Annotated in this window: 19 protein-coding genes; 5 read left to right on the top strand and 14 right to left on the bottom strand. The window is 65.0% G+C overall.

Annotated elements, in window-relative coordinates; all coding sequences use genetic code 11:
- Window positions 1-12 precede the first annotated feature (12 nt).
- From SPYCW_RS07855 to SPYCW_RS07845, 3 genes are all read right to left on the bottom strand, one after another.
- Window positions 13-1,059 carry an aspartyl/asparaginyl beta-hydroxylase domain-containing protein gene (locus SPYCW_RS07855; protein ID WP_232014878.1) on the bottom strand — a complete coding sequence of 349 codons (1,047 nt, stop codon included), beginning with the start codon at window positions 1,057-1,059 and terminating at the stop codon, window positions 13-15.
- A gap of 53 nt (window positions 1,060-1,112) precedes the next feature.
- The gene (locus tag SPYCW_RS07850) at window positions 1,113-2,021 is read right to left on the bottom strand and encodes a DUF4349 domain-containing protein (RefSeq protein WP_172595448.1); all 909 of its coding nucleotides are present in this window, start codon (window positions 2,019-2,021) and stop codon (window positions 1,113-1,115) included.
- Window positions 2,022-2,095: 74 nt separating this feature from the next.
- Entirely contained in the window at window positions 2,096-4,402 is a 2,307-nt protein-coding gene (locus SPYCW_RS07845; protein ID WP_120216316.1) for an ATP-dependent helicase, read from the bottom strand.
- 132 nt (window positions 4,403-4,534) lie between these two features.
- Here SPYCW_RS07845 and SPYCW_RS07840 point away from each other — a divergent pair, with 132 nt between their 5' ends.
- A complete protein-coding gene (locus tag SPYCW_RS07840; RefSeq protein WP_120218180.1) occupies window positions 4,535-5,803 on the top strand; it encodes an MFS transporter in 1,269 nt (422 codons plus the stop codon).
- On the opposite strand, the gene rsmD is transcribed toward SPYCW_RS07840, so the two are convergent.
- Window positions 5,790-6,332 carry a 16S rRNA (guanine(966)-N(2))-methyltransferase RsmD gene (rsmD, locus tag SPYCW_RS07835; RefSeq protein ID WP_120218179.1) on the bottom strand — a complete coding sequence of 181 codons (543 nt, stop codon included), beginning with the start codon at window positions 6,330-6,332 and terminating at the stop codon, window positions 5,790-5,792. The two genes, SPYCW_RS07840 and rsmD, sit on opposite strands and share 14 nt — an antisense overlap.
- A complete protein-coding gene (locus tag SPYCW_RS07830) occupies window positions 6,332-7,192 on the bottom strand; it encodes a pseudouridine synthase (protein ID WP_120216315.1) in 861 nt (286 codons plus the stop codon). Before SPYCW_RS07830 ends, rsmD begins: the two co-directional genes overlap by 1 nt.
- Before the next feature lie 153 nt (window positions 7,193-7,345).
- Between SPYCW_RS07830 and SPYCW_RS07825 the strand changes: the two genes are divergently transcribed.
- Complete coding sequence (locus tag SPYCW_RS07825) at window positions 7,346-7,783, top strand: response regulator (protein WP_120216314.1); 438 nt, start codon at window positions 7,346-7,348, stop codon at window positions 7,781-7,783.
- 113 nt (window positions 7,784-7,896) lie between these two features.
- Window positions 7,897-9,453 carry an AmpG family muropeptide MFS transporter gene (locus SPYCW_RS07820; protein WP_120216313.1) on the top strand — a complete coding sequence of 519 codons (1,557 nt, stop codon included), beginning with the start codon at window positions 7,897-7,899 and terminating at the stop codon, window positions 9,451-9,453.
- Window positions 9,454-9,611: 158 nt separating this feature from the next.
- Here SPYCW_RS07820 and SPYCW_RS07815 read toward each other — a convergent pair whose 3' ends face one another.
- From SPYCW_RS07815 to purB, 8 genes are all read right to left on the bottom strand, one after another.
- Window positions 9,612-10,952 (bottom strand): bifunctional folylpolyglutamate synthase/dihydrofolate synthase, encoded by a 1,341-nt coding sequence (locus SPYCW_RS07815; RefSeq protein WP_120216312.1) that lies wholly within the window; start codon window positions 10,950-10,952, stop codon window positions 9,612-9,614.
- A 143-nt stretch (window positions 10,953-11,095) separates the two neighbouring features.
- Window positions 11,096-11,947: an acetyl-CoA carboxylase, carboxyltransferase subunit beta gene (gene accD, locus SPYCW_RS07810; RefSeq protein ID WP_120216311.1), complete on the bottom strand. Its 852-nt coding sequence runs from the start codon at window positions 11,945-11,947 to the stop codon at window positions 11,096-11,098.
- Window positions 11,944-12,735 carry a tryptophan synthase subunit alpha gene (gene trpA, locus SPYCW_RS07805; RefSeq protein WP_120216310.1) on the bottom strand — a complete coding sequence of 264 codons (792 nt, stop codon included), beginning with the start codon at window positions 12,733-12,735 and terminating at the stop codon, window positions 11,944-11,946. The genes accD and trpA overlap by 4 nt, the downstream gene beginning before the upstream one ends.
- Window positions 12,732-13,952, bottom strand: coding sequence for a tryptophan synthase subunit beta (trpB, locus tag SPYCW_RS07800; RefSeq protein ID WP_120218178.1), 1,221 nt, complete (start codon window positions 13,950-13,952; stop codon window positions 12,732-12,734). Before trpB ends, trpA begins: the two co-directional genes overlap by 4 nt.
- Window positions 13,953-14,051: 99 nt before the next feature.
- Window positions 14,052-14,684 carry a phosphoribosylanthranilate isomerase gene (locus SPYCW_RS07795; RefSeq protein WP_120216309.1) on the bottom strand — a complete coding sequence of 211 codons (633 nt, stop codon included), beginning with the start codon at window positions 14,682-14,684 and terminating at the stop codon, window positions 14,052-14,054.
- A gap of 112 nt (window positions 14,685-14,796) precedes the next feature.
- The gene (gene pyrF, locus SPYCW_RS07790; protein ID WP_120216308.1) at window positions 14,797-15,471 is read right to left on the bottom strand and encodes an orotidine-5'-phosphate decarboxylase; all 675 of its coding nucleotides are present in this window, start codon (window positions 15,469-15,471) and stop codon (window positions 14,797-14,799) included.
- Window positions 15,468-15,821, bottom strand: coding sequence for a lipopolysaccharide assembly protein LapA domain-containing protein (locus SPYCW_RS07785; protein WP_120216307.1), 354 nt, complete (start codon window positions 15,819-15,821; stop codon window positions 15,468-15,470). Before SPYCW_RS07785 ends, pyrF begins: the two co-directional genes overlap by 4 nt.
- Before the next feature lie 69 nt (window positions 15,822-15,890).
- A complete protein-coding gene (gene purB, locus SPYCW_RS07780; protein WP_120216306.1) occupies window positions 15,891-17,207 on the bottom strand; it encodes an adenylosuccinate lyase in 1,317 nt (438 codons plus the stop codon).
- Between the two features lie 196 nt (window positions 17,208-17,403).
- Between purB and SPYCW_RS19130 the strand changes: the two genes are divergently transcribed.
- Window positions 17,404-17,676 (top strand): hypothetical protein, encoded by a 273-nt coding sequence (locus SPYCW_RS19130; RefSeq protein WP_197715670.1) that lies wholly within the window; start codon window positions 17,404-17,406, stop codon window positions 17,674-17,676.
- Between the two features lie 31 nt (window positions 17,677-17,707).
- Complete coding sequence (locus SPYCW_RS07770; RefSeq protein WP_120216305.1) at window positions 17,708-18,181, top strand: calcium-binding protein; 474 nt, start codon at window positions 17,708-17,710, stop codon at window positions 18,179-18,181.
- Window positions 18,182-18,250: 69 nt separating this feature from the next.
- Here SPYCW_RS07770 and rnk read toward each other — a convergent pair whose 3' ends face one another.
- Window positions 18,251-18,649, bottom strand: coding sequence for a nucleoside diphosphate kinase regulator (rnk, locus tag SPYCW_RS07765; protein ID WP_120216304.1), 399 nt, complete (start codon window positions 18,647-18,649; stop codon window positions 18,251-18,253).
- Window positions 18,650-18,810: the final 161 nt, after the last annotated feature.

Genomic DNA, 18,810 nt, shown 5'->3' with positions numbered 1-18,810 from the left:
TCCCTTGGTCCATTATTCCGAATAGCTGTCGATCGCCGAGAAAATGCGGGTCAGCTGTTCCCGCTCGTCGGCATCGATGTCGGGACGCCAGATTTCGAACAGCAGGACGGTACGATCGCTGGTGCCGCGATTCCACGCTTCATGTTCGAAACTGTCGTCGAAAATCAGCAATTCGCCCTCGGTCCAGCCAAGCGTTTCGGGGCCGACGCGCAGGCCGCAGCCATCGGGTACCACGAGCGGAAGGTGGCAGATCAGCCGCGTATTGAGCATGCCGTGATGCGGCTGGATGTGCGTGCCGGGGGTCAGGCGCGAAAATAGCGCGAGCGGGGCGCGGCCCGGGATGACCGGTTGGGGTGCGCATTCGAGCGCAGCAAGCGTGGCGGGGCAAAGCAGGTCCATCCCATCGGCGACCTTGCCGTCCTTCCACAGCCACGCCGCGCCCCAATCGGGTTTATCGAGCAGCGGATTATTCGGTGGCGGGCGATTGGGTGCGGCGGTGACATAGGGACCGAAGCGATCCGATGCGATGTCGGTCAACGCCAGCAGCTCGGCCCGAATGGCATCGGTCGCGGCCTCGATCGCCGGGACCCAATCGAACATGGCGCGGTCGAAGACAGGCCGCTGCGCAAGGCCGGGGAAATAAAACATGTTCGGTTGCTGCAGATAGACTTGCTGTTCGCCCGCCAGCAGGCGCAGCGCTTCGGCAACGCGCGGTGCCGCGGTTCGCGCATCGATACCCGCGCCGCGCAATTGGCCCAGCAAATGGTCGGCAAAGGCGCGTTCGGACGCCACGATGAACTGTTCGGCGCGCTGAAGGCCCGGATGAAGCGAGGTCGGCACATTGCCCATCTGGGCCGCGGTGCCGAGCGCCAGCCGATAGAAGGTCCCCGCCGCGCGGTCGTCTTGCAAGCTGCGCTGCAATTCGGCCATCGCCAGGATCGCGGCGATGTTGGCACGATCGGCCTGGATCGCCGCCCGCAGAATAGCGGCTTCGGCCTCGACATCGCCGCGGCGTTCGGCGTCGCGCGCTTGTTCCAGCCATGTCGATTGCTGCGTCATCGACCACGCCATAACGCAGCAACCGCCCTTTGCAAACGGCGCGCCGCTTCGTGTCAGACGCCAGGCGGTATCACCGGATCAACCGCCTTTTGCGTGCTTCGCAATTGCTGGCGAACGGCGCCGACGAAGCGGCTGCGCCAGAAGGCGATGAGCAGCGCGAGCAATATGCCCCACGGCAGGACCGCGGCGCCGAGCGTCAGGACAAAGGTCAGCGCGGTGCTGCCGCTGCGCATCAGCGTCTCGCCCGCATTGGCAAAGGGGTTCTCGTGGCCGATCCCGGGCAAGCCGCCGTCGCTGACGTAATTGAACGCCACGCTCGTCCACGCGATCCGCGCTTCGCCCGTGCGGCGGCTCTGGCGTTCATCGCCGAGCTGTCCGCGGAGCTGGCTGATTTGCGATAGCAGCTCTGCGCGCTCGCGCTTGTCGAGCCCGCCCGCTTTGAGCCGTGACTCCAGTCGCGCGATCTCGGCTTCCGACCCGGCGCTGCGCTGCTGCGAGGCGAGGATATTGGTGCCGACATCTTCGCCGGCCACGCTGGCGTCGGCGAGCACTCCCTCGGCCTTTTCGACGCTGGCGATCGCATTGGCGCCGAACCTGCGGGCGATGCCGGGTTCGAGTTTGAACTGGGTTTGCGCCTCGACGAGCTTTTCATCGCTCAGCTGATAGCGGACATTGACGATGCGGCAACGCTGGACGCCCAATGTTTCGCAGGCGGCGGCATGTTCCTCCTGTACACGGGCGATGTGCTTGTCAACGAGGCGGAAGGTGTAGGCATAGTCGAAGGCGACGCCGGGAGCCGCCTCAATGCCGATGCGGGGGGCTGCTGCGGCATCGGCGCTTTCTTCGGCGACCGCGGGGGCTTCGGTGTCGGTGGCAGTGCCGGTGCTTGCTTCGTCGGAAGACTGTTCCGAACAGCCGACCAGGGCGAGCGCCATCGCGCCCGCTAAGAGCTTCATTTTCATCGAGGATTCTCCCAAAGCGCGACTCGATGGTCGCGTGGGATGACATAACATAACTGTTCTAGTTGACAATAGGCTCAGGCGAGGCGGACGAAACTGTCAAGCACGCGCTTGCTGCCCGCCTGTTCAAAGGCGACTTCCAGCTTGTTGCCGTCGATGTCGGCGATTTCGCCATAGCCGAATTTTTCGTGGAACACGCGCATCCCGATCGCGAGGTCGGCGCGCGGTTTGGCGCCGACCGACGCCGCCGGGCCTTTTTCGCTCGGGGCAGGAGCGCGCGTGATCGTCGACGATTGCGCGGTGGCGCGCTGCCACGCCGGGCCGCGTGTCATGATCCGCGACGGCTGCCGTTCCGCAACATGCGCGAAGGGATCGCCCTGCGCCGACCAATTGGCGCGCCACAGGCTCTGTCCGCCGCCGAAGCTGTTTTCGCTGTCGACATGTTCGGGTGGGATTTCGGCGATGAAGCGGCTTGGGATGCTGCTCATCCACTGGCCGTAGATGCGACGGTTCGCGGCGTGATATATGCTCGCGCGCTGGCGGGCGCGGGTGATCGCAACATAGGCGAGGCGGCGTTCCTCCTCGAGACTGGCGATACCGCCTTCGTCCATCGACCGCTGCGACGGGAACACGCCGTCTTCCCAGCCCGCAAGGAAGACGTGGTCGAATTCGAGCCCCTTGGCGGCGTGAATCGTCATGATTGTGACCGTCTCGACCTGTTCGTCATTGTCGCGGTCCATGACGAGGCTGACATGCTCGAGAAATTCCTCGAGCGTCTCATATTCCTCCATCGCGCGAACGAGTTCGGAGAGGTTTTCGAGGCGCCCCGCGGCCTCGGCGCTGCGATCGGCCTGCAGCATCGCGGTGTAGCCCGATTCGTCGAGGATCAGTTGGGTCAGCTCGGGGTGCGACAACTCATTCGCCTTCGCTTGCCAGCCCCGCATTTGCGCGACGAAATTGGCGAGCTGGCGACGCGCCTGTGGGGTCAGCTCGTCGGTTTCGGTGATGCGCGATGCGGCGTGGAACAGCGGGGCACGTTCAGCGCGCGCGAACTGGTGGATGCGTTGCAACGCCTTGTCGCCGAGCCCGCGCTTCGGAACATTGACGATGCGCTCGAAGGCGAGGTCATCGGCGGGTGACTGGACGAGGCGGAGATAGGCGAGGGCGTCGCGGATTTCGGCGCGTTCGTAGAAGCGGAAACCGCCAACGATTCGATAGGGCATGCCGATCGCGATGAAGCGGTCCTCGAACTCGCGCGTCTGGAACTGCGCGCGGACGAGGATCGCGGCGCGGTCGAGGCTGATCCCGCGATGCTGTAGCGTTTCGAGCTCCTCGCCGATCCGCCGCGCTTCCTCCGGCCCGTCCCAGACGCCGACAACGCGCAACTTGTCGCCGGGTTCAAGCTCGGTCCACAGCGTCTTGCCAAGCCGGTCCGAGTTCTGCGCGATCAGCGCCGAGGCGGCGGCAAGGATCTGCGGCGTCGAGCGGTAATTTTGTTCGAGGCGGATGACGGTCGCGCCGGGAAAATCCTTTTCGAAGCGCAATATGTTCGCGACCTCGGCGCCGCGCCACGAATAGATTGACTGGTCGTCGTCGCCGACGCAGCAGATATTCTTGCGCGCCTGCGCGAGCAGGCGGAGCCAGAGATACTGGCTGGCATTGGTGTCCTGATATTCGTCGACGAGCACATATTTGAAGCGTGCCTGATATTGTTCGAGCACATCGCGGTGCGTCTTCAGGATCACGAGCATGTGGAGCAACAGGTCGCCGAAATCGCAGGCGTTGAGCGTCTTCAGCCGCGCCTGATAGAGCGCGTAGAAATGCTGGCCCTTACCGTCAGCATAAGCCTCCTTGTCGGCGGCATCGAGATCGGCGGGGGTCAGTCCGCGGTTCTTCCATTTGTCGATCAGCCCCGCGAGCTGGCGCGCGGGCCAGCGCTTTTCGTCGAGCCCTTCGGCCTGAATCAGCTGCTTGAGCACGCGCAGCTGGTCGTCGGTGTCGAGGATGGTGAAATTGCTCTGCAAACCCACCAGTTCGGCGTGGCGGCGGAGCATCTTTGCCGCGATGCTGTGAAAGGTGCCGAGCCAGGGCATCCCTTTAACCGCGTCGCCGATCATCCGCCCGATGCGCTCGCGCATCTCGCGCGCCGCCTTGTTGGTAAAGGTCACCGCGAGGATTTCGGAAGGCCAGGCGCGCCGCGTCGCGATGATGTGCGCCAGCCGCGCGGTGAGCGCCGCGGTCTTGCCCGTGCCGGCGCCCGCGAGCATCAGTACCGGCCCCTCGGTCGTCAGCACGGCCTGCCGCTGCGGCCCGTTCAAGCCTTGCAGGTAGGGCGGGTCCGACGGGTCGGGGCGGGTCAGGTCGGTGGTCGAGATGGGGGGCATGTTCACGCGCGAACGATTAGGGAACGCAGGGCAGGCTGTCCAGCGCGGGCAGGCGCATTTTGACCTTGCACCGATCGCCTCGTCGCGTCCAAGGCGGCGCCATCAATCCGGGAAGGGGCATTAGGCGTGGAACTGGCACCCTATCGACAGCATCGGCGCATCCTGACCGCGAGCCTTGTCGGCACGGCGGTCGAGTTTTACGATTTCTATATCTACGGGACGGCCGCAGCGCTCGTGTTCGGGCCGCTCTTCTTTCCGTCCGAATCGCCGTCGGCGCAGCTGATGCTGAGCTTCATGAGCTTTGGCCTTGCCTTTTTCGCGCGGCCCGTCGGCGCGATCGTATTCGGTCATTATGGCGACCGGATCGGGCGCAAATCGACGCTCGTCTCCTCGCTGATGCTGATGGGCGCCTCGACGCTGCTGATCGCCTTCCTGCCGACCTACGCGATGGTGGGCTGGGTCGCGCCGCTTCTGCTTTGCGTCCTTCGGTTCGGGCAAGGCTTCGGGCTCGGCGGCGAGTGGGGCGGGGCAGCGCTGCTGGCGGTCGAAAACGCGCCGCCGGGCTGGAAATCGCGCTTCGGCATGTTTCCGCAATTGGGCGCACCGGTCGGATTTATCGCGGCGAACGGGCTTTTCCTGCTGCTCGGGCTCGGCCTCAGCGATGCCGAATTTACGAGCTGGGGCTGGCGGATTCCCTTCCTCTTTTCGGCGCTGCTCGTCGGGCTTGGCCTCTGGGTGCGGCTGAAGATCGGCGAGACGCCCGATTTTCAGGAAGCGCTGGAGAAGGACAAGCCGGTGGGCGTCCCGATCGGCGAATTACTCCGGCATCATATGTTGTCTACGCTCGCGGGCACGTTCGCGGTCGTCGCCTGCTTCGCGATCTTCTATCTCGCGACCAGTTTCGCGCTGGCGCACGGGACGACAGAGCTCGGTTATCCCAAGGAGCAGTTCCTGCTGATCCAGCTTGGCGCGATCCTGTTCATGGCGGCGGGGATCATCTTTGCAGGCTACGCGAGCGACGCGTCGAGTGCGCAGCGTGTGCTGACCTGGGGCTGCGGCGCGACGATCCTCGTCGGCTTCGTCTTTGGGCCTGCGTTGGCGTCGGGAAGCTGGCTGATGATCTTTGTGGGGCTGGCCAGCGCGCTGTTCGTGATGGGACTGGTTTATGGTCCGCTCGGCAGCTGGCTGACCGCGCTGTTTCCGGTCCACGTCCGCTATACCGGGGCGTCGGTGACGTTCAACGCGGGCGGCATATTGGGCGGGGCGATGGCGCCGATCATCGCGCAGGCGCTCGCCGAACGCGGCGGGACCGAAACGGTCGGGCTTTATCTGGCGCTGGCGGGCGCGGTGAGCTGGCTGGGGCTGCTGATGGTGCGGCGGCAGATGATCAGGCAGGCCTGAGCAGCGTCAGCTTCGCCTTGCCGACCTTGCGCGTCGCATCGATTTCAAACCCCGCAGCATCGACGTCTTCGTTGTGCGCCGTCTCGATCGAAATCCAGCTGTCCGGCCCGATCCAGCCGAGGCGAGCGAGTTTGTCGAGCGCCACGCCGCCCGCACCGGTGCCATAGGGTGCATCGAGCATGAGCAGGTCATATGTGCGCGACGCCGGACCGAGAGCGAGCACCGACCCGGCGCGGACATCGGCGCGCCCGGTTGCGCCCAATGTCGCCAGATTCTTGCGCAGCGCATCGAGTGCGTCGCGATCCTGTTCGGCGAACAGGCATTGTTCGGCACCGCGCGACAGCGCCTCGATCCCGAGCGCGCCCGATCCCGCAAACAGGTCGGCGACCACCAGCCCCTCAAAACTGCCGACGCGGCTGGTCAGCATCGAGAACAGCGTTTCGCGCGTGCGGTCGGCGGTCGGGCGCGTCGCGTCATTCCTCGGCGCGAGCAGCTTGCGGCCGCGCCATTCGCCCGAAATGACCCGCATCATCCCATCTGCCGACGGAATTTGAACAATTCGTCGCGCGGAACGACATCGACCGCGCCCAGCGGCATACCGCCCAGTTCAAAGGCGCCGTAGCGGGTCCGGATCAGGCGGCTCACCTGAAGCCCGAAATGTTCGAGCACCTTTCGAACTTCGCGGTTCTTGCCTTCGGTCAGCGTCATTTCGACCCACTGATTGCGGCCCGTGCGGCGCTCGAGGTTCGCGTCAATCTTGCCATAGCGAACGCCGTCGATCTCGATCCCCATCGCCAGTTCCTCAAGCTGCGCCTGGCTGATGTCGCCAAAAGCGCGCGCGCGATAGGTGCGCTCGACCCCGCTCGCGGGCAGCTCGAGCTGGCGCTTGAATTCGCCGTCATTGGTCAGCAGCAAGAGTCCCTCGGTATTATAGTCGAGGCGGCCGACGGGCATCAATCGCGGCAGATCCTTTGGGAGCAGATCATAGATGGTCTTACGGCCCTTCGGGTCACGCGCCGCGGTGATGCAGCCCGCAGGCTTGTGAAAGCGATAGAGCCGCGTCGAGACGGGCTTGGCGACCGGGTTGCCATCGACCGTCAGCCCTTCGAGCGAGGTCAGCAGGGGCGCAGGCTGGACAACGACGACGCCGTTGAGCGCGATGGAGCCTTCCTCGATCATCCGTTCGACGTCGCGGCGCGATCCGACGCCGGCGCGCGCCAGCAGCTTGGCGATCCGCTGTGGCCCCTCTTCGCGCTCGCCCTCTGCCGGCTTGGTTTTGAGGGCGGAGGCGGCGCCGCGCGCGGCGCGGCGTCCCCTTGGCGCGTCGCGGTCGCCGGCGGCTTTGGACGCGGTCCGCGGGGCGGCACGGGGAGGTCGGCGAGTGGTCATTGGAACGGATACGGCCTTTTGTCATTATGTGGGGCACAGTGTTGCCCTTGAGCCACGCTCATAGCCGGAAAAGTGTCGCTTCGTCGATGGGAAGCAGAAGCAATCTTGCACAGTGCCAACGGGCGCGTCATGGCGCCGTTAAAGGGAGTATCCATGCTGTTTGCGTCCCGCCCGTCCTGCATCAAGCGGCTGCTGATCATCGAGGATGATCCGCTGGTCGCCTTCGATAACGAGCGGACGCTGAAACACAGCGGTTACGATATCATCGCGACGGTCGATTCGGGCGAAGCGGCCGTGCCGATCATCGCCGCTGAGCAGGTCGATGCCCTGGTGCTCGATTTGGGGCTGGCCGGCCATATGACGGGCCGCGAAGTGGCGCGGCTGGCACGCGACCGGGGTATCGCGGTCCTGCTCGTGACCGGGCAATGCCCCGACGACGCTGGCGATATCGCGGTCGCCTGCCTCAGCAAGCCGCACAGCGCCTCGGCCCTCGTTGCCGCGTTGCGCGCGGTGGAATCAATAAGCTGCCAGAACAAGATGCCGCGCAAGGTCATCGGCCTCACCACCTATTGGCGCCCCGAGGCAGCGTAAGCCGCACGGCTGGCCGCGTGCATCTCAAATACCCGCTTCCAATTTGACCCCAAGGCATTAGGCCTTGGCGCCAAGCACAGAGCCGCTCGCCCGCGGCCCGCGGGGAGCACCGAATGTCCGTCGACCTTATCCGTTTTCTCATTTTTGCCGGCATCCTCGGCGGGCTGGTCGTCGTCGCGCTCGCGGTCCCGGCCTTCCGGCCCTATCTGCGCAAGAATCCCGCCGTCGCTTTCCTTCTCGGCATTTCGAGCGGGTTCCCGTTCACGCTGGTTGCCGCCACCATGACCTTCTGGCTGGCAAAGGTCGGCTTCACGCCGACAACCATCGGCTTTGCGGTGATGGTCGGCATCCCCTACACGATCAAATTCCTGTGGGCCCCGCTGGTCGACAAAATTCCTTTGCCCGTCTTGACCAAGGCGCTCGGCCAGCGGCGGAGCTGGCTGTTTCTGGTCCAATTCTTCCTTGTGATCTCGATCTGGCAGATGGGCGCGAGCAACCCGCAGCCGGACGATTATCGCTGGTTCCTGTTCTGGGCGGTCGTCACGGCCTTCTTTTCGGCAACGCAGGACATCGTCATCGACGCCTATCGCATCGAAATCCTCGAAGAGGACGAGTTCGCCCACGGTACCGCCACCAACCAGTTCGGTTATCGCACCGGCAATCTGATCGCGGGCGCGGGGACGATCTATTTCGCCTCGCAGGAAGGGCTGGGGCTTGGCTGGGCCATGGCCTACGGGCTCACGACGCTCTGCGTGCTTCCCGCGGTCCTCGGCGCCTTCTGGGCGGGTGAAGGCAAATTTGTCGACCGCTTCAGCAGCGCATCGGGCATGAAGCCGGGGCAGTGGCTCGTCGAAACGGTGGTCAACCCTTTCCGCGAGTTCCTGACCCGTAACGGCGCGCTGATGATCCTGCTGTTCATCCTGGTCTATAAAGTCGGCGATGCGATGGGGCAGGCGATGCTCGGCCCGATGATCGTCGATCTCGGCTTCGCCGACCTCGACTATATTTCGGCGAACAAGATCTGGGGCTTCGCTGCACTGATTATCGGGTCTGCGCTGGGCGGGCCGTTCGTGCTGTGGCTCGGCATGGGCCGCGCGCTGCTGGTTTCGGTGCTGCTCATGATGTTCTCGAACGTCATGTTCATGGCGCTGTCGATCGTGGGCAACGACTATTGGATGCTGGTGGCGGCGATCGTGACCGAGAATGTCACCAGCGGGATCGGCCTGACCGTCGTCGCCGTCTATCTCTCGGGACTGTCGAACATCGCCTATACCGCAACGCAGTTCGCGCTGTTGTCGTCGGTTGCGGTGATTGGGCGAACCTTCATGGCCGGGCCTGCCGGGTTTGCCGCGGAAAGGCTGGGATGGACAGGGTTTTGGGGGCTCACGATCCTCGCCGCCATCCCGGGCATGATCCTGCTGTGGATGATGTGGCGCAAGGGCTATGTCGTGCAATCGATCCGCCAGAGCGGCGCGATCGACGAAGGCAAGCTTCGCAAGCCCGTCGGCGCCGCGCGCATCGCCGGCTTTGCGCTGATTGTCGCGGGGGTTGTCGGCGTGTTGCTGGCCAACCAGCTCGAGCTGGCGTCGCAGGTCATGTACGCATCGCTCGCCGCCCTGGTCGTTGGCGCGCTGCTGGCGTGGAAGGGGCCGACAGCGAAGGTGGCATGAGGGGTTTCGGGCGGGAGCGGACAAACCAGCATGTTCTTCCCGTTTGTGTCGAGCGTAGTCGAGACACCCATGGGGAGCGCGTGCCTGCGCGTGTCTCGACTACGCTCGACACGAACTGAAACTGACGGCGGTGTTGAACCGCCCCCACATGATATCCCCTAAACCGGCAGCTCGCCGTTCGCGCCCAGCACCACGCCCGCAAGATAAAGCGACCCGCAGATCAGGACATCGCCCGCTGGCCGATGCGCCGCGATATGGCGGAGCGCGACCCCGACGTCGTCGCACGGCTGGGCATCGGCAATGCCAAGTTCGGTCTGGACCCAGTGGCAGAGGTCCTTCGGATCGTGATGTTCGTGGCCCGGGAACGGGACGGCCTGAAACGACGCGATTCGATCGGCGAACGGGCGCAGAAAGCCCGTGGCATCCTTGTTGCGCAGGAGTCCGCAGACGATGTGAAGCGGCGCACGGTCTTCGAGCGCCCTGGCAAGCGCGACCCCGGCATCCGGATTATGCCCACCGTCGAGCCAGATTTGCGCTCTCGCGGGCAGCAGCGCGGTGAGCGGCCCGGCGCCGAGGCGCTGCATCCGGCCCGGCCAGAAAGCCTTGGCGACGCCGGTCGTGATCGCCACGTCGGTCGGCTGCGGATCAGGCGCAAGGCGCAGCATCGCGATGGCGAGCCCGGCATTACGCATCTGGTGCGCGCCCGCCATACGTGGATGGAGCAGGCGGTCGACCGAACCCAGCTCCGAGCGCCAGTGAAAGGCGTCGCCTTCGGCCTCGATCGTCCAGCTGTCGCCTTCGGGAAAGAGTGTCGCCCCGACGTCAGCGACCCTCGCCGCGATGGTGTCGCGGACGGGGGGTGGATAGGCAAGGGTGGCAACGGGCGTGCCCGGCTTGATGATCCCAGCCTTCTCCCACGCGATGCGCATTGCGGGCTCCCCCGGCGTCCCGGCTTCGGGCGCAAGCAGAAACGCCTCATGATCAATGCCGAGCGAGGCGATGCCAGCGACCGCCGGGGGCGGAATGATGTTCGTCGCATCAAGGCGTCCGCCAAGCCCGACCTCGATGATGCAGTCGTCCGCCGGGATGCGCGCGAAGGCAAGAAAGGCTGCGGCGGTCGTGATTTCGAAAAAACTTGCGTGAAGGTCCGCGGCTTCGTCGAGCACTTCTTCAAGCAGCGCGGCAAGCAGCGCGTCGTCGATCAGCGTTCCCGCGAGGCGGATGCGTTCGTTGAAGCGCACGAGGTGCGGGCTGGTATAGGCGTGGACGCGTCGCCCCTCTGCTTCGAGGATCGCGCGGAGATAAGCGCAGGTCGATCCCTTGCCGTTGGTTCCCGCGACGTGGAAGGTCCGCGGAAGCTGGAGCTGCGGATTGCCGAGACGCGCGCAGAGTTCGGCAATGCGTTTGAGCCCGAGAACGTCGCGCCCCGGCGACAGCGCGGCGAGGCGGTCGAGCTGGGTCTGGACCGCGGGGTCGGACGAATGGGCGTGGTCGGGCATGGTGCGATTGAACCTGAAGCTATCCCAAATCCGTTCGTGCTGAGCTTGTCGAAGCACCGTTCTTCTAGCGACGTCAGTAGAAAGAACGGCCCTTCGACAAGCTCAGGGCGAACGGAAAAATAGGCGCTGCTGATTGTCTAAAGTCAGGCCGCCTTTTCGGGCGCTAGATAACCGATCAGGCGCCCCAGCGTTTCGGGCAGCTCCTTGCGATGCACCACCATGTCAATCATCCCGTGATCGAGCAGATATTCGGCGCGCTGGAAGCCTTCGGGCAGTTTTTCGCGGATCGTATTCTCGATCACGCGCTGGCCTGCAAAACCGATCAGCGCCTTGGGTTCGCTGATCTGGATGTCGCCGAGCATCGCATAGCTGGCGGTGACGCCCCCGGTCGTCGGATCCGTGAGCAGTACGATATAGGGGAGGCCGGCGCGGCGCAGGCGCGCGAGCGCTACTGTGGCGCGCGGCATCTGCATCAACGACAGCGTGCCTTCCTGCATCCGCGCGCCTCCCGCGGCGGTGATGGCGACATAGGGGACGCCGCGCTTGATCGCATTCTCGACGCCCGCGACAAAGGCCTCGCCGACCGCGACCCCCATCGAACCGCCCATGAAAGCGAAATCCTGCACGCCGATGACTGCGCCCTGGCCCGAGATGCGGCCAAAGGCATTCTGATAGGCGTCGCGGTCGCCGGTCTGCGCGCGCGCCGCCTTGATGCGGTCGACATATTTTTTGGTGTCGCGGAATTTGAGGGGATCTTCGGGCGCCGCCGGGGCGGCGATCAGCTCGTGGATACCGCCGTCGAAGAGTTGCGCGAAGCGTTCCTTCGCGCCGATGCGGTCATGATGGTCGCAGCGCGGGCAGACGTTCAGATTGTCTTCCCATTCCTTGACGAACACCATCTGCTGACACTGGCGGCATTTGTGCCACAGATTATCGGCGGTATCGCGCTTGGCAGTGAAGGGCAGGGCGTTGCGAACGCGGTCGAGCCAGCTCATGCGGCGATCTCCTTGGCGCTATGGATAGCATCGGCGAGGGTGCGGGTGAAAGCCTCGACATGCGGCGCCGCGGAGTCCCCATGCTCGGCGATGATGTCGATGAAGGCCGATCCGACGACGACGCCGTCGGCGACGCGCGCGATCTGCGCTGCCTGATCGGGGGTGCGGACGCCGAAGCCGACTGCGACGGGCAGGTCGGTTGCGGCCTTCAGACGTGCGACGGCTTCGTCGATGCTCGCCTGAGCAGCCTGTTGCTGGCCGGTGATACCGGCGACCGAGACATAATAGAGGAAGCCACCAGCGCCGTTCAGTACCGCGGGCAGCCGCGCGGTGTCGGTGGTCGGCGTTGCGAGGCGGATCAGGTCGACCCCGGCGGCGCGCAGCGCAGGGCCGAGTTCGGGGTCTTCCTCGGCGGGAACATCGACGCAGATGACGCCGTCGACGCCAGCCTTGGCGCATTCAGCCGCGAACCAGTCGCCGCCGCGGATCGTCATCGGGTTGGCATAACCCATCAGAACCAGCGGGGTGTCGGGGTGGCGCTGGCGAAAAGCGGCGGCGATCGCGAACAGATCGGCGGTCGTCGTACCCCTGGCGAGGCTACGCAAGTTCGCAGTCTGGATCGCGGGGCCGTCGGCCATCGGATCGGTGAAGGGCATGCCAAGCTCGATCACATCGGCACCCCCCGCGACGAGCGCGTCGAGATTGGCGGCGGTGTCGCCGTCGCCGCCAGTGATGAAGGCGACGAGCGCGGGGCGGGGCTTGGCAAAGACAGCAGCGAAGCGTGTCACAGCGCCACCCCCAACGCATCCGCCACGGTGAAGATGTCCTTATCCCCCCGGCCCGAGCAATTGACGATGATGATCTTGTCATTGCCCAGCGTCGGCGCGATCCGCTCGGCGGCGGCGATTGCGTGCGCACTTTCGAGCGCGGGGATGATGCCTTCGAGCTTGGTCAGTTTCTGGAAGCTCGCCAGCGCCTCGGCGTCGGTGACGGGTTCGTAGCGGACGCGGCCGATGTCGTGGAGCCAGCTATGTTCGGGGCCGATGCCCGGATAGTCGAGGCCCGCCGAGATGCTGTGCGCTTCGGTGATCTGGCCGTCTTCGTCTTGCAGCAGATAGGTTTTGTTGCCGTGGAGGATGCCGGGTTTGCCGCCCGCCAGGCTCGCGGCGTGCTTGCCGTCCAGCCCTTCCCCCGCAGCTTCGACGCCGACGATCGCGACGTCCGGGTCATCGAGGAAGGGGTGGAACAGCCCGATCGCGTTCGAACCGCCGCCAACCGGCGCGATCAACATGTCGGGCAGGCGACCTTCTGCCTCCAATATCTGCGCGCGCGCTTCGTCGCCGATCACCGACTGGAAGTCGCGGACAAGCTCGGGATAGGGGTGCGGCCCCGCGACCGTGCCGATGATGTAGAAGGTGTCGTGGACGTTCGCGACCCAGTGGCGCAGCGCCTCGTTCATCGCATCCTTCAGCGTCTTGGCGCCGCTTTCGACCGCGACGACTTCGGCGCCGAGCAGCTTCATGCGGAACACATTGGGCTGCTGTCGCGCAACATCGACCGCGCCCATGAAGATGGTGCAGGGCAGGCCGAACAGCGCGGCGACGGTCGCGGTCGCGACGCCGTGCTGGCCGGCGCCGGTCTCGGCGATGATCTTGGTCTTGCCCATCCGCTTGGCGAGCAGGATCTGGCCGATGCAATTGTTGATCTTGTGCGCGCCGGTGTGGTTCAAATCCTCGCGCTTCAGGTAAATTTTCGCGCCGCCAAGATCGTTCGTCAGCCGCTCGGCGAACCACAGCGGGCTCGGACGCCCGACATAATTTTTGAGCAGATAGTCGAACTCGGCCTTGAACGCCGGGTCGGCCTGCGTGGCGCGATAATGGCGTTCGAGGTCGAGGATCAGCGGCATCAGCGTTTCGGCGACATAGCGGCCGCCGAACTGGCCGAAATGGCCGCGTTCATCGGGGCCGGTGCGCAGGCTGTTGGGCAGGGTCGTCGTATCGGTCATGGTCAATTCCATCGGCAATGGGGTGGGCGCTCGCTCAAACAGGGATTTGAAGCGATCAGCGCCATCGTTTTCCGATGCGCATGGTGAAAGGCCGTGCCGTTAACATGCGGCGACCGCTTTAAGGAAAGCGGCGATCTTGTCCACATCCTTCACGCCGGGCGCGCTTTCGACCCCCGACGACACGTCGACCAGCGGCGCGCCGGTCGCGGCGATCGCTTCGGCCACGTTCGCGGGGGTCAGGCCGCCCGCAACGCCCCAATCCATGGTGTGACGATGATTTTGAAGCAGCGACCAGTCGAAACGGGTTCCGGTCCCGCCGGGAAGCGCTGCTGCGGGGGCATCGAACAGGATGCGGTCGGCGGCCCCCTGATATTTCTGGACCCGCTCCAGCGTTCCCGCATCCTTCAGGCCGACCGCCTTCCAGACCTGCGCGGGCGCGATCCGCTTGACCACGGCGAGCCATTCGGGGCTTTCGTTGCCGTGGAACTGGATGATGTCGGGACGCACTGCCGCCAGCGCCTCACCGGTCAGCTGCTGCGACGCGTTGACGAGCAGCAACGCGACCTCGACATGACGTCCGGCGCGCTTGCGCAGTTCAGCGGCCGTCTTGAGATCGACATGCCGCGGGCTGGGCTCGTAATGAACGAGCCCGATATGCGTGGCGCCCAGCTCGATGGCGGCGTCAACGGCTTCGGGAGTGGAAAGGCCGCAGATTTTGACGAAAGGGGGCATGGTTCAGACTCAAGCTGTCCGTTCGCATCGAGTGAAGTCGAGATGTCTCTCGACCAAGCGTCGTACCGATGGGTGTCTCGACTTCGCTCGACACGAACGGGAATTGGGGGGGCTAAAGCGTCGCTTCGATTTCGCGCGCCGCAAGGTCGGGATCGGGCGACTGGCTGATCGGGCGTCCGACGACCAGGATCGACGCGCCGTCGGCCATCGCCTGCGCCGGGGTGACGACGCGTTTCTGGTCGCCCGCCTTGCCGTTGGAGGGCCGTACGCCGGGAACGACGAAGAAGCCGCCGGGCCAGGCCTTGCGCGCCGCCTTCACTTCATGCCCCGAACAGACGATGCCGTCGAGCCCGGCTTCGCGCGCCAGCGCGGCGAGGCGGACGACCTGATCGTGCGGGGTGCCGCCGACGCCGATGTCGTCGAGGTCGGGGGCGTCGAGGCTGGTCAGCACGGTGACCGCAACGACCTTGGTGTTCAGTCCCGCCACCGCCTTGGCTTCTTCCAGCATCGCACGGCCGCCCGCCGCATGGACGGTCAGGATCGCGGGTTCGAGGGGGCGAAGCGCCTGGATCGCCTTGGCGACGGTGTTGGGAATGTCGTGCAGCTTGAGGTCGAGAAAGATCGGCAGCCCCAGCTTGGCCATTTCATGCACGCCATGATGTCCGTTGGCACAGAAGAATTCGAGCCCGAGCTTCAGCCCGCCGACATGATGCCGCACCTTCTGCGCCAGTGTGACCGCGGCGTCGAGATGGGGGTGATCGATGGCGAGATAAAGCGGCGAGCTCATGGAACATCCAGTGGCAAGGTGGGCGATGCGGTGCCCGACGCAGGGGCGGTTGTCGTCACCGGGGCGGGGGTGAGGGCGGGCTCCACGGGGCGATTGGCCAGTGCGCGCAAGTCGGCCAGCTGGCGTTCGCTGGTATCGAGGCGCCGTTTCAGCGACCAGCGCGTGGTCCGCAGCGCGATCCACATCGGCACGCTGCCGATCAGGAAGGCGGCAAGGATCAGCACCGGCAATTTGGTGTCGAGCACCTGGCCGGGCCAGATGGTGACGGTCACCGGCAGCCAGTTCGCCATCGCGAAAATAACCAGCACTGCGGTCAGCAACACCCAGATGATCGTTCGCAGGATTCCCACTATCGTCTGCTCCTCATACGCTCGGGTCAGACGACCCTATGCGAGTTTCCGGCGGGTTTCCAGCCCGCGTTACGCGGGGCCGAACACCCGGTCGAAGATCGTATCGACATGCTTCATATGATAGCCGAGGTCGAAAAGTTCCGTCAGTTGGTCGGCAGACAGGCGCGCGGTCACGTCCGCGTCGGCTTTCAGCAGTTCGAGAAGCGACAATTGGCCGTCGCTTTCCCACACCTGCATCGCGTTGCGCTGGACCAGATGGTAACTGTCCTCGCGGCTCGCGCCAGCTTGCGTCAGTGCCAACAGCACGCGCTGCGAATGGACGAGCCCGCCCATGCGGTCGAGGTTCTTCTGCATGCGTTCGGGATAGACGAGCAGCTTGTCGACAACCCCGGTTAGGCGACCAAGCGCGAAGTCGAGGGTGATCGTCGCATCGGGACCGATGAAGCGTTCGACCGACGAATGACTGATGTCGCGTTCGTGCCAGAGCGCGACATTCTCCAGCGCCGGAACGACCGCGCTGCGCACCATGCGCGCGAGGCCGGTGAGATTTTCGGTCAGCACCGGGTTGCGCTTGTGCGGCATCGCCGACGAACCCTTTTGCCCCGGCGAGAAATATTCCTCGGCTTCGAGAACTTCGGTGCGCTGAAGATGGCGGACTTCGGTCGCGAGGCGTTCGATCGATCCGGCAACGACGCCGAGCGTGGCAAAGAACATCGCATGGCGATCGCGCGGGATGACCTGCGTCGAGACGGGTTCGATCGACAGGCCGAGCTTGGCTGCGACATGCGCCTCGACCCGCGGGTCGATGTTGGCGAAGGTGCCGACTGCGCCAGAGATGGCGCAAGTGGCGACTTCCGCGCGGGCGGCGATCAGACGCGCCTTGCAGCGGTCGAATTCGGCATAGGCCTGCGCCAGTTTTAGCCCGAAGGTAACAGGCTCGGCGTGAATGCCATGGCTGCGCCCGATCGTCGGGGTCAGCTTATGTTCAAAGGCGCGGCGCTTGATTGCGGCGAGCAGCGCGTCGAGGTCGGCAATCAGCAGGTCAGCGGCCTGCGCCAGCTGGACCGCAAGGCAGGTGTCGAGGACGTCGGAGCTGGTCATACCCTGGTGCATGAAGCGTGCTTCTTCGCCTACATTTTCGGACACCCAGGTCAAAAAGGCGATGACGTCATGTTTGGTGACGGCCTCGATCGCGTCGATCGCGGCGACGTCGATGACGGGATTTGTCGCCCACCAATCCCACAAGGCCTTCGCAGCGGATTTCGGCACGGTTCCAAGCTCGGCAAGTGCGTCGGTGGCGTGCGCTTCGATCTCGAACCAGATGCGAAAGCGATTCTCGGCTGACCAGATCGCGGTCATTTCCGGCCTGGCGTAACGCGGAACCATTGAATTTCCTTCCTTTTAGGGCGCTCCATCGCGGAATCCCTGCGGAACCGCGCCGGGGCGCCCCGTAGCAGGGACGGGGCGTTTCGCCAAATGCCGCAGACCGGCAACCATGCCCAAACCCGGCGGTTGCTTTCGTGCCCCATCAGAACAGGCGACCGGCCCCAAGCCTCAAAAGTCGCCGCGAAAGGAGAATTTCATGCTGAAACATATGCTTTTGATCGGCGCCGCGGCGGTGAGCTTCCCCGCGCTGGCGCAGACCACTGCCCCGACGAGTGAGAAACCTGCCCCGATCGACACCATGGCACCCGCGCCGGACGAAAAGTCGGCCGATGATGCCAAGCCGACCGACGGCACGGCGCCGACTGAGGACGCCATGCCGACCGACACACCCCCGGCAGCCGAGCCGAACCCGCCGGCTGACCAACCCGCTCCGGAGCCCGAGCCGACGCCCGAACCGGTCCCGGAATAATCCCCCCGACGAACAAATTAGGAGAATAACCATGTTGAAACAGATGCTTTTGATCGGTGCCGCCGCCGTGAGTTTCCCGGCGCTGGCGCAGACGACCCCGCCCGCGGCCGATCCTGCCGCCCCGACGACTGCTGCCGAACCGGCAACGACGCCCGACACGACGATGCCGACTGAGCCAGCCCCGGCTCCGGCCCCCGACGCTTCGGCGCCGCCGACGGCGACCGAACCGGCACCCGCCGCTGGCGCCCCGGCAACGCCGAGCCAGATCGCGCAGATCGTCGACAAGGAATTTCCGACCTATGACGGCGATGCCAATGGCGATCTGAACGAGGCCGAGTTTTCGGCGTGGATGAAAAAGCTGCGCGCAGCCACCGAACCGACCGTCGACACCGAGTCGGCTGAGGTGAAGACGTGGATCGGGCAGGCGTTTGCCGCCGCCGATGGCGACAAATCGGGCGCGGTCAACAAGACCGAGCTGACCGGTTTCCTTTCGCGCGGCGCCTGAACAGGCTTCCCGCGGGGTGGTGCGGCCGTCGGAGCGTTCCGGCGGCCGCATCGCTGTGCGCGCGAAAGCCTAAGGCTGCCGCACCGAAACGATTCTCAGCTCATGATCGTCGCCGCTGCGGTCGGGCCAGCTGATCGACTGGCCGACGCTGAGGCCAATCAGGCCCGCGCCGACCGGCGTCAGGATCGAGATGCGGCCAGCGGCGATATCGGCGTCACCCGGGTAGACTAGGCGCACCGATCGCTCGGCGCCGTTCGTCGCGTCGACAAAGGTCACCTCCGACCCCATTGTGACGACGTCGGATGGAATGTCGGAACGGCTACAAATCGTCGCGCGATCGATTTCATCGAGCAAGCCTTCGTAAAGGTTGAGCGAATCGCGCTGCTTTAACAGCGTGAGTTCGGTCAATATGTCGGCTTCGCTGTCGATCATATGGATGTGCGGCCTCGCGGCCTGGGTATTTGACATGGCACGAGCTTTCCGGCTGAGGCGCGGCGATCGGAATCGCGCGCAGCAGTGTTGCAAAGGAAGGTTGCCCCGGGTTCGGGGCAAGTGCGCCGGAACCCGGGGCTAAAGGCCCGCGAGAAGTTGTCCCCCGTGGAAACGGAAGCGAAGAAGGCCGCGCCGGA

The sequence above is a fragment of the Sphingopyxis sp. EG6 genome (genome assembly GCF_003609815.1).
Classification (GTDB): Bacteria; Pseudomonadota; Alphaproteobacteria; order Sphingomonadales; family Sphingomonadaceae; genus Sphingopyxis.
This window is presented reverse-complemented; position numbering and strand designations above follow the sequence as displayed.

Excerpts from the sequence above, each read along its gene's own strand:
- rsmD (WP_120218179.1), bottom strand. The coding sequence starts at position 6,332 with ATGCGGGTCATTTCGGGCGAATGGCGCGGCCGCAAGCTGCTCGCGCCG.
- trpB (WP_120218178.1), bottom strand. The coding sequence starts at position 13,952 with ATGACCGATACGACGACCCTGCCCAACAGCCTGCGCACCGGCCCCGAT.
- pyrF (WP_120216308.1), bottom strand. The coding sequence starts at position 15,471 with ATGAGCTCGCCGCTTTATCTCGCCATCGATCACCCCCATCTCGACGCC.
- SPYCW_RS19130 (WP_197715670.1), top strand. The coding sequence starts at position 17,404 with ATGCTGAAACATATGCTTTTGATCGGCGCCGCGGCGGTGAGCTTCCCC.
- SPYCW_RS07770 (WP_120216305.1), top strand. The coding sequence starts at position 17,708 with ATGTTGAAACAGATGCTTTTGATCGGTGCCGCCGCCGTGAGTTTCCCG.
- SPYCW_RS07830 (WP_120216315.1), bottom strand. The coding sequence starts at position 7,192 with ATGACCACTCGCCGACCTCCCCGTGCCGCCCCGCGGACCGCGTCCAAA.
- SPYCW_RS07855 (WP_232014878.1), bottom strand. The coding sequence starts at position 1,059 with ATGACGCAGCAATCGACATGGCTGGAACAAGCGCGCGACGCCGAACGC.
- SPYCW_RS07815 (WP_120216312.1), bottom strand. The coding sequence starts at position 10,952 with ATGCCCGACCACGCCCATTCGTCCGACCCCGCGGTCCAGACCCAGCTC.
- SPYCW_RS07795 (WP_120216309.1), bottom strand. The coding sequence starts at position 14,684 with ATGCCCCCTTTCGTCAAAATCTGCGGCCTTTCCACTCCCGAAGCCGTT.
- SPYCW_RS07850 (WP_172595448.1), bottom strand. The coding sequence starts at position 2,021 with ATGAAAATGAAGCTCTTAGCGGGCGCGATGGCGCTCGCCCTGGTCGGC.
- SPYCW_RS07820 (WP_120216313.1), top strand. The coding sequence starts at position 7,897 with ATGTCCGTCGACCTTATCCGTTTTCTCATTTTTGCCGGCATCCTCGGC.
- SPYCW_RS07825 (WP_120216314.1), top strand. The coding sequence starts at position 7,346 with ATGCTGTTTGCGTCCCGCCCGTCCTGCATCAAGCGGCTGCTGATCATC.
- accD (WP_120216311.1), bottom strand. The coding sequence starts at position 11,947 with ATGAGCTGGCTCGACCGCGTTCGCAACGCCCTGCCCTTCACTGCCAAG.
- rnk (WP_120216304.1), bottom strand. The coding sequence starts at position 18,649 with ATGTCAAATACCCAGGCCGCGAGGCCGCACATCCATATGATCGACAGC.
- purB (WP_120216306.1), bottom strand. The coding sequence starts at position 17,207 with ATGGTTCCGCGTTACGCCAGGCCGGAAATGACCGCGATCTGGTCAGCC.
- SPYCW_RS07845 (WP_120216316.1), bottom strand. The coding sequence starts at position 4,402 with ATGCCCCCCATCTCGACCACCGACCTGACCCGCCCCGACCCGTCGGAC.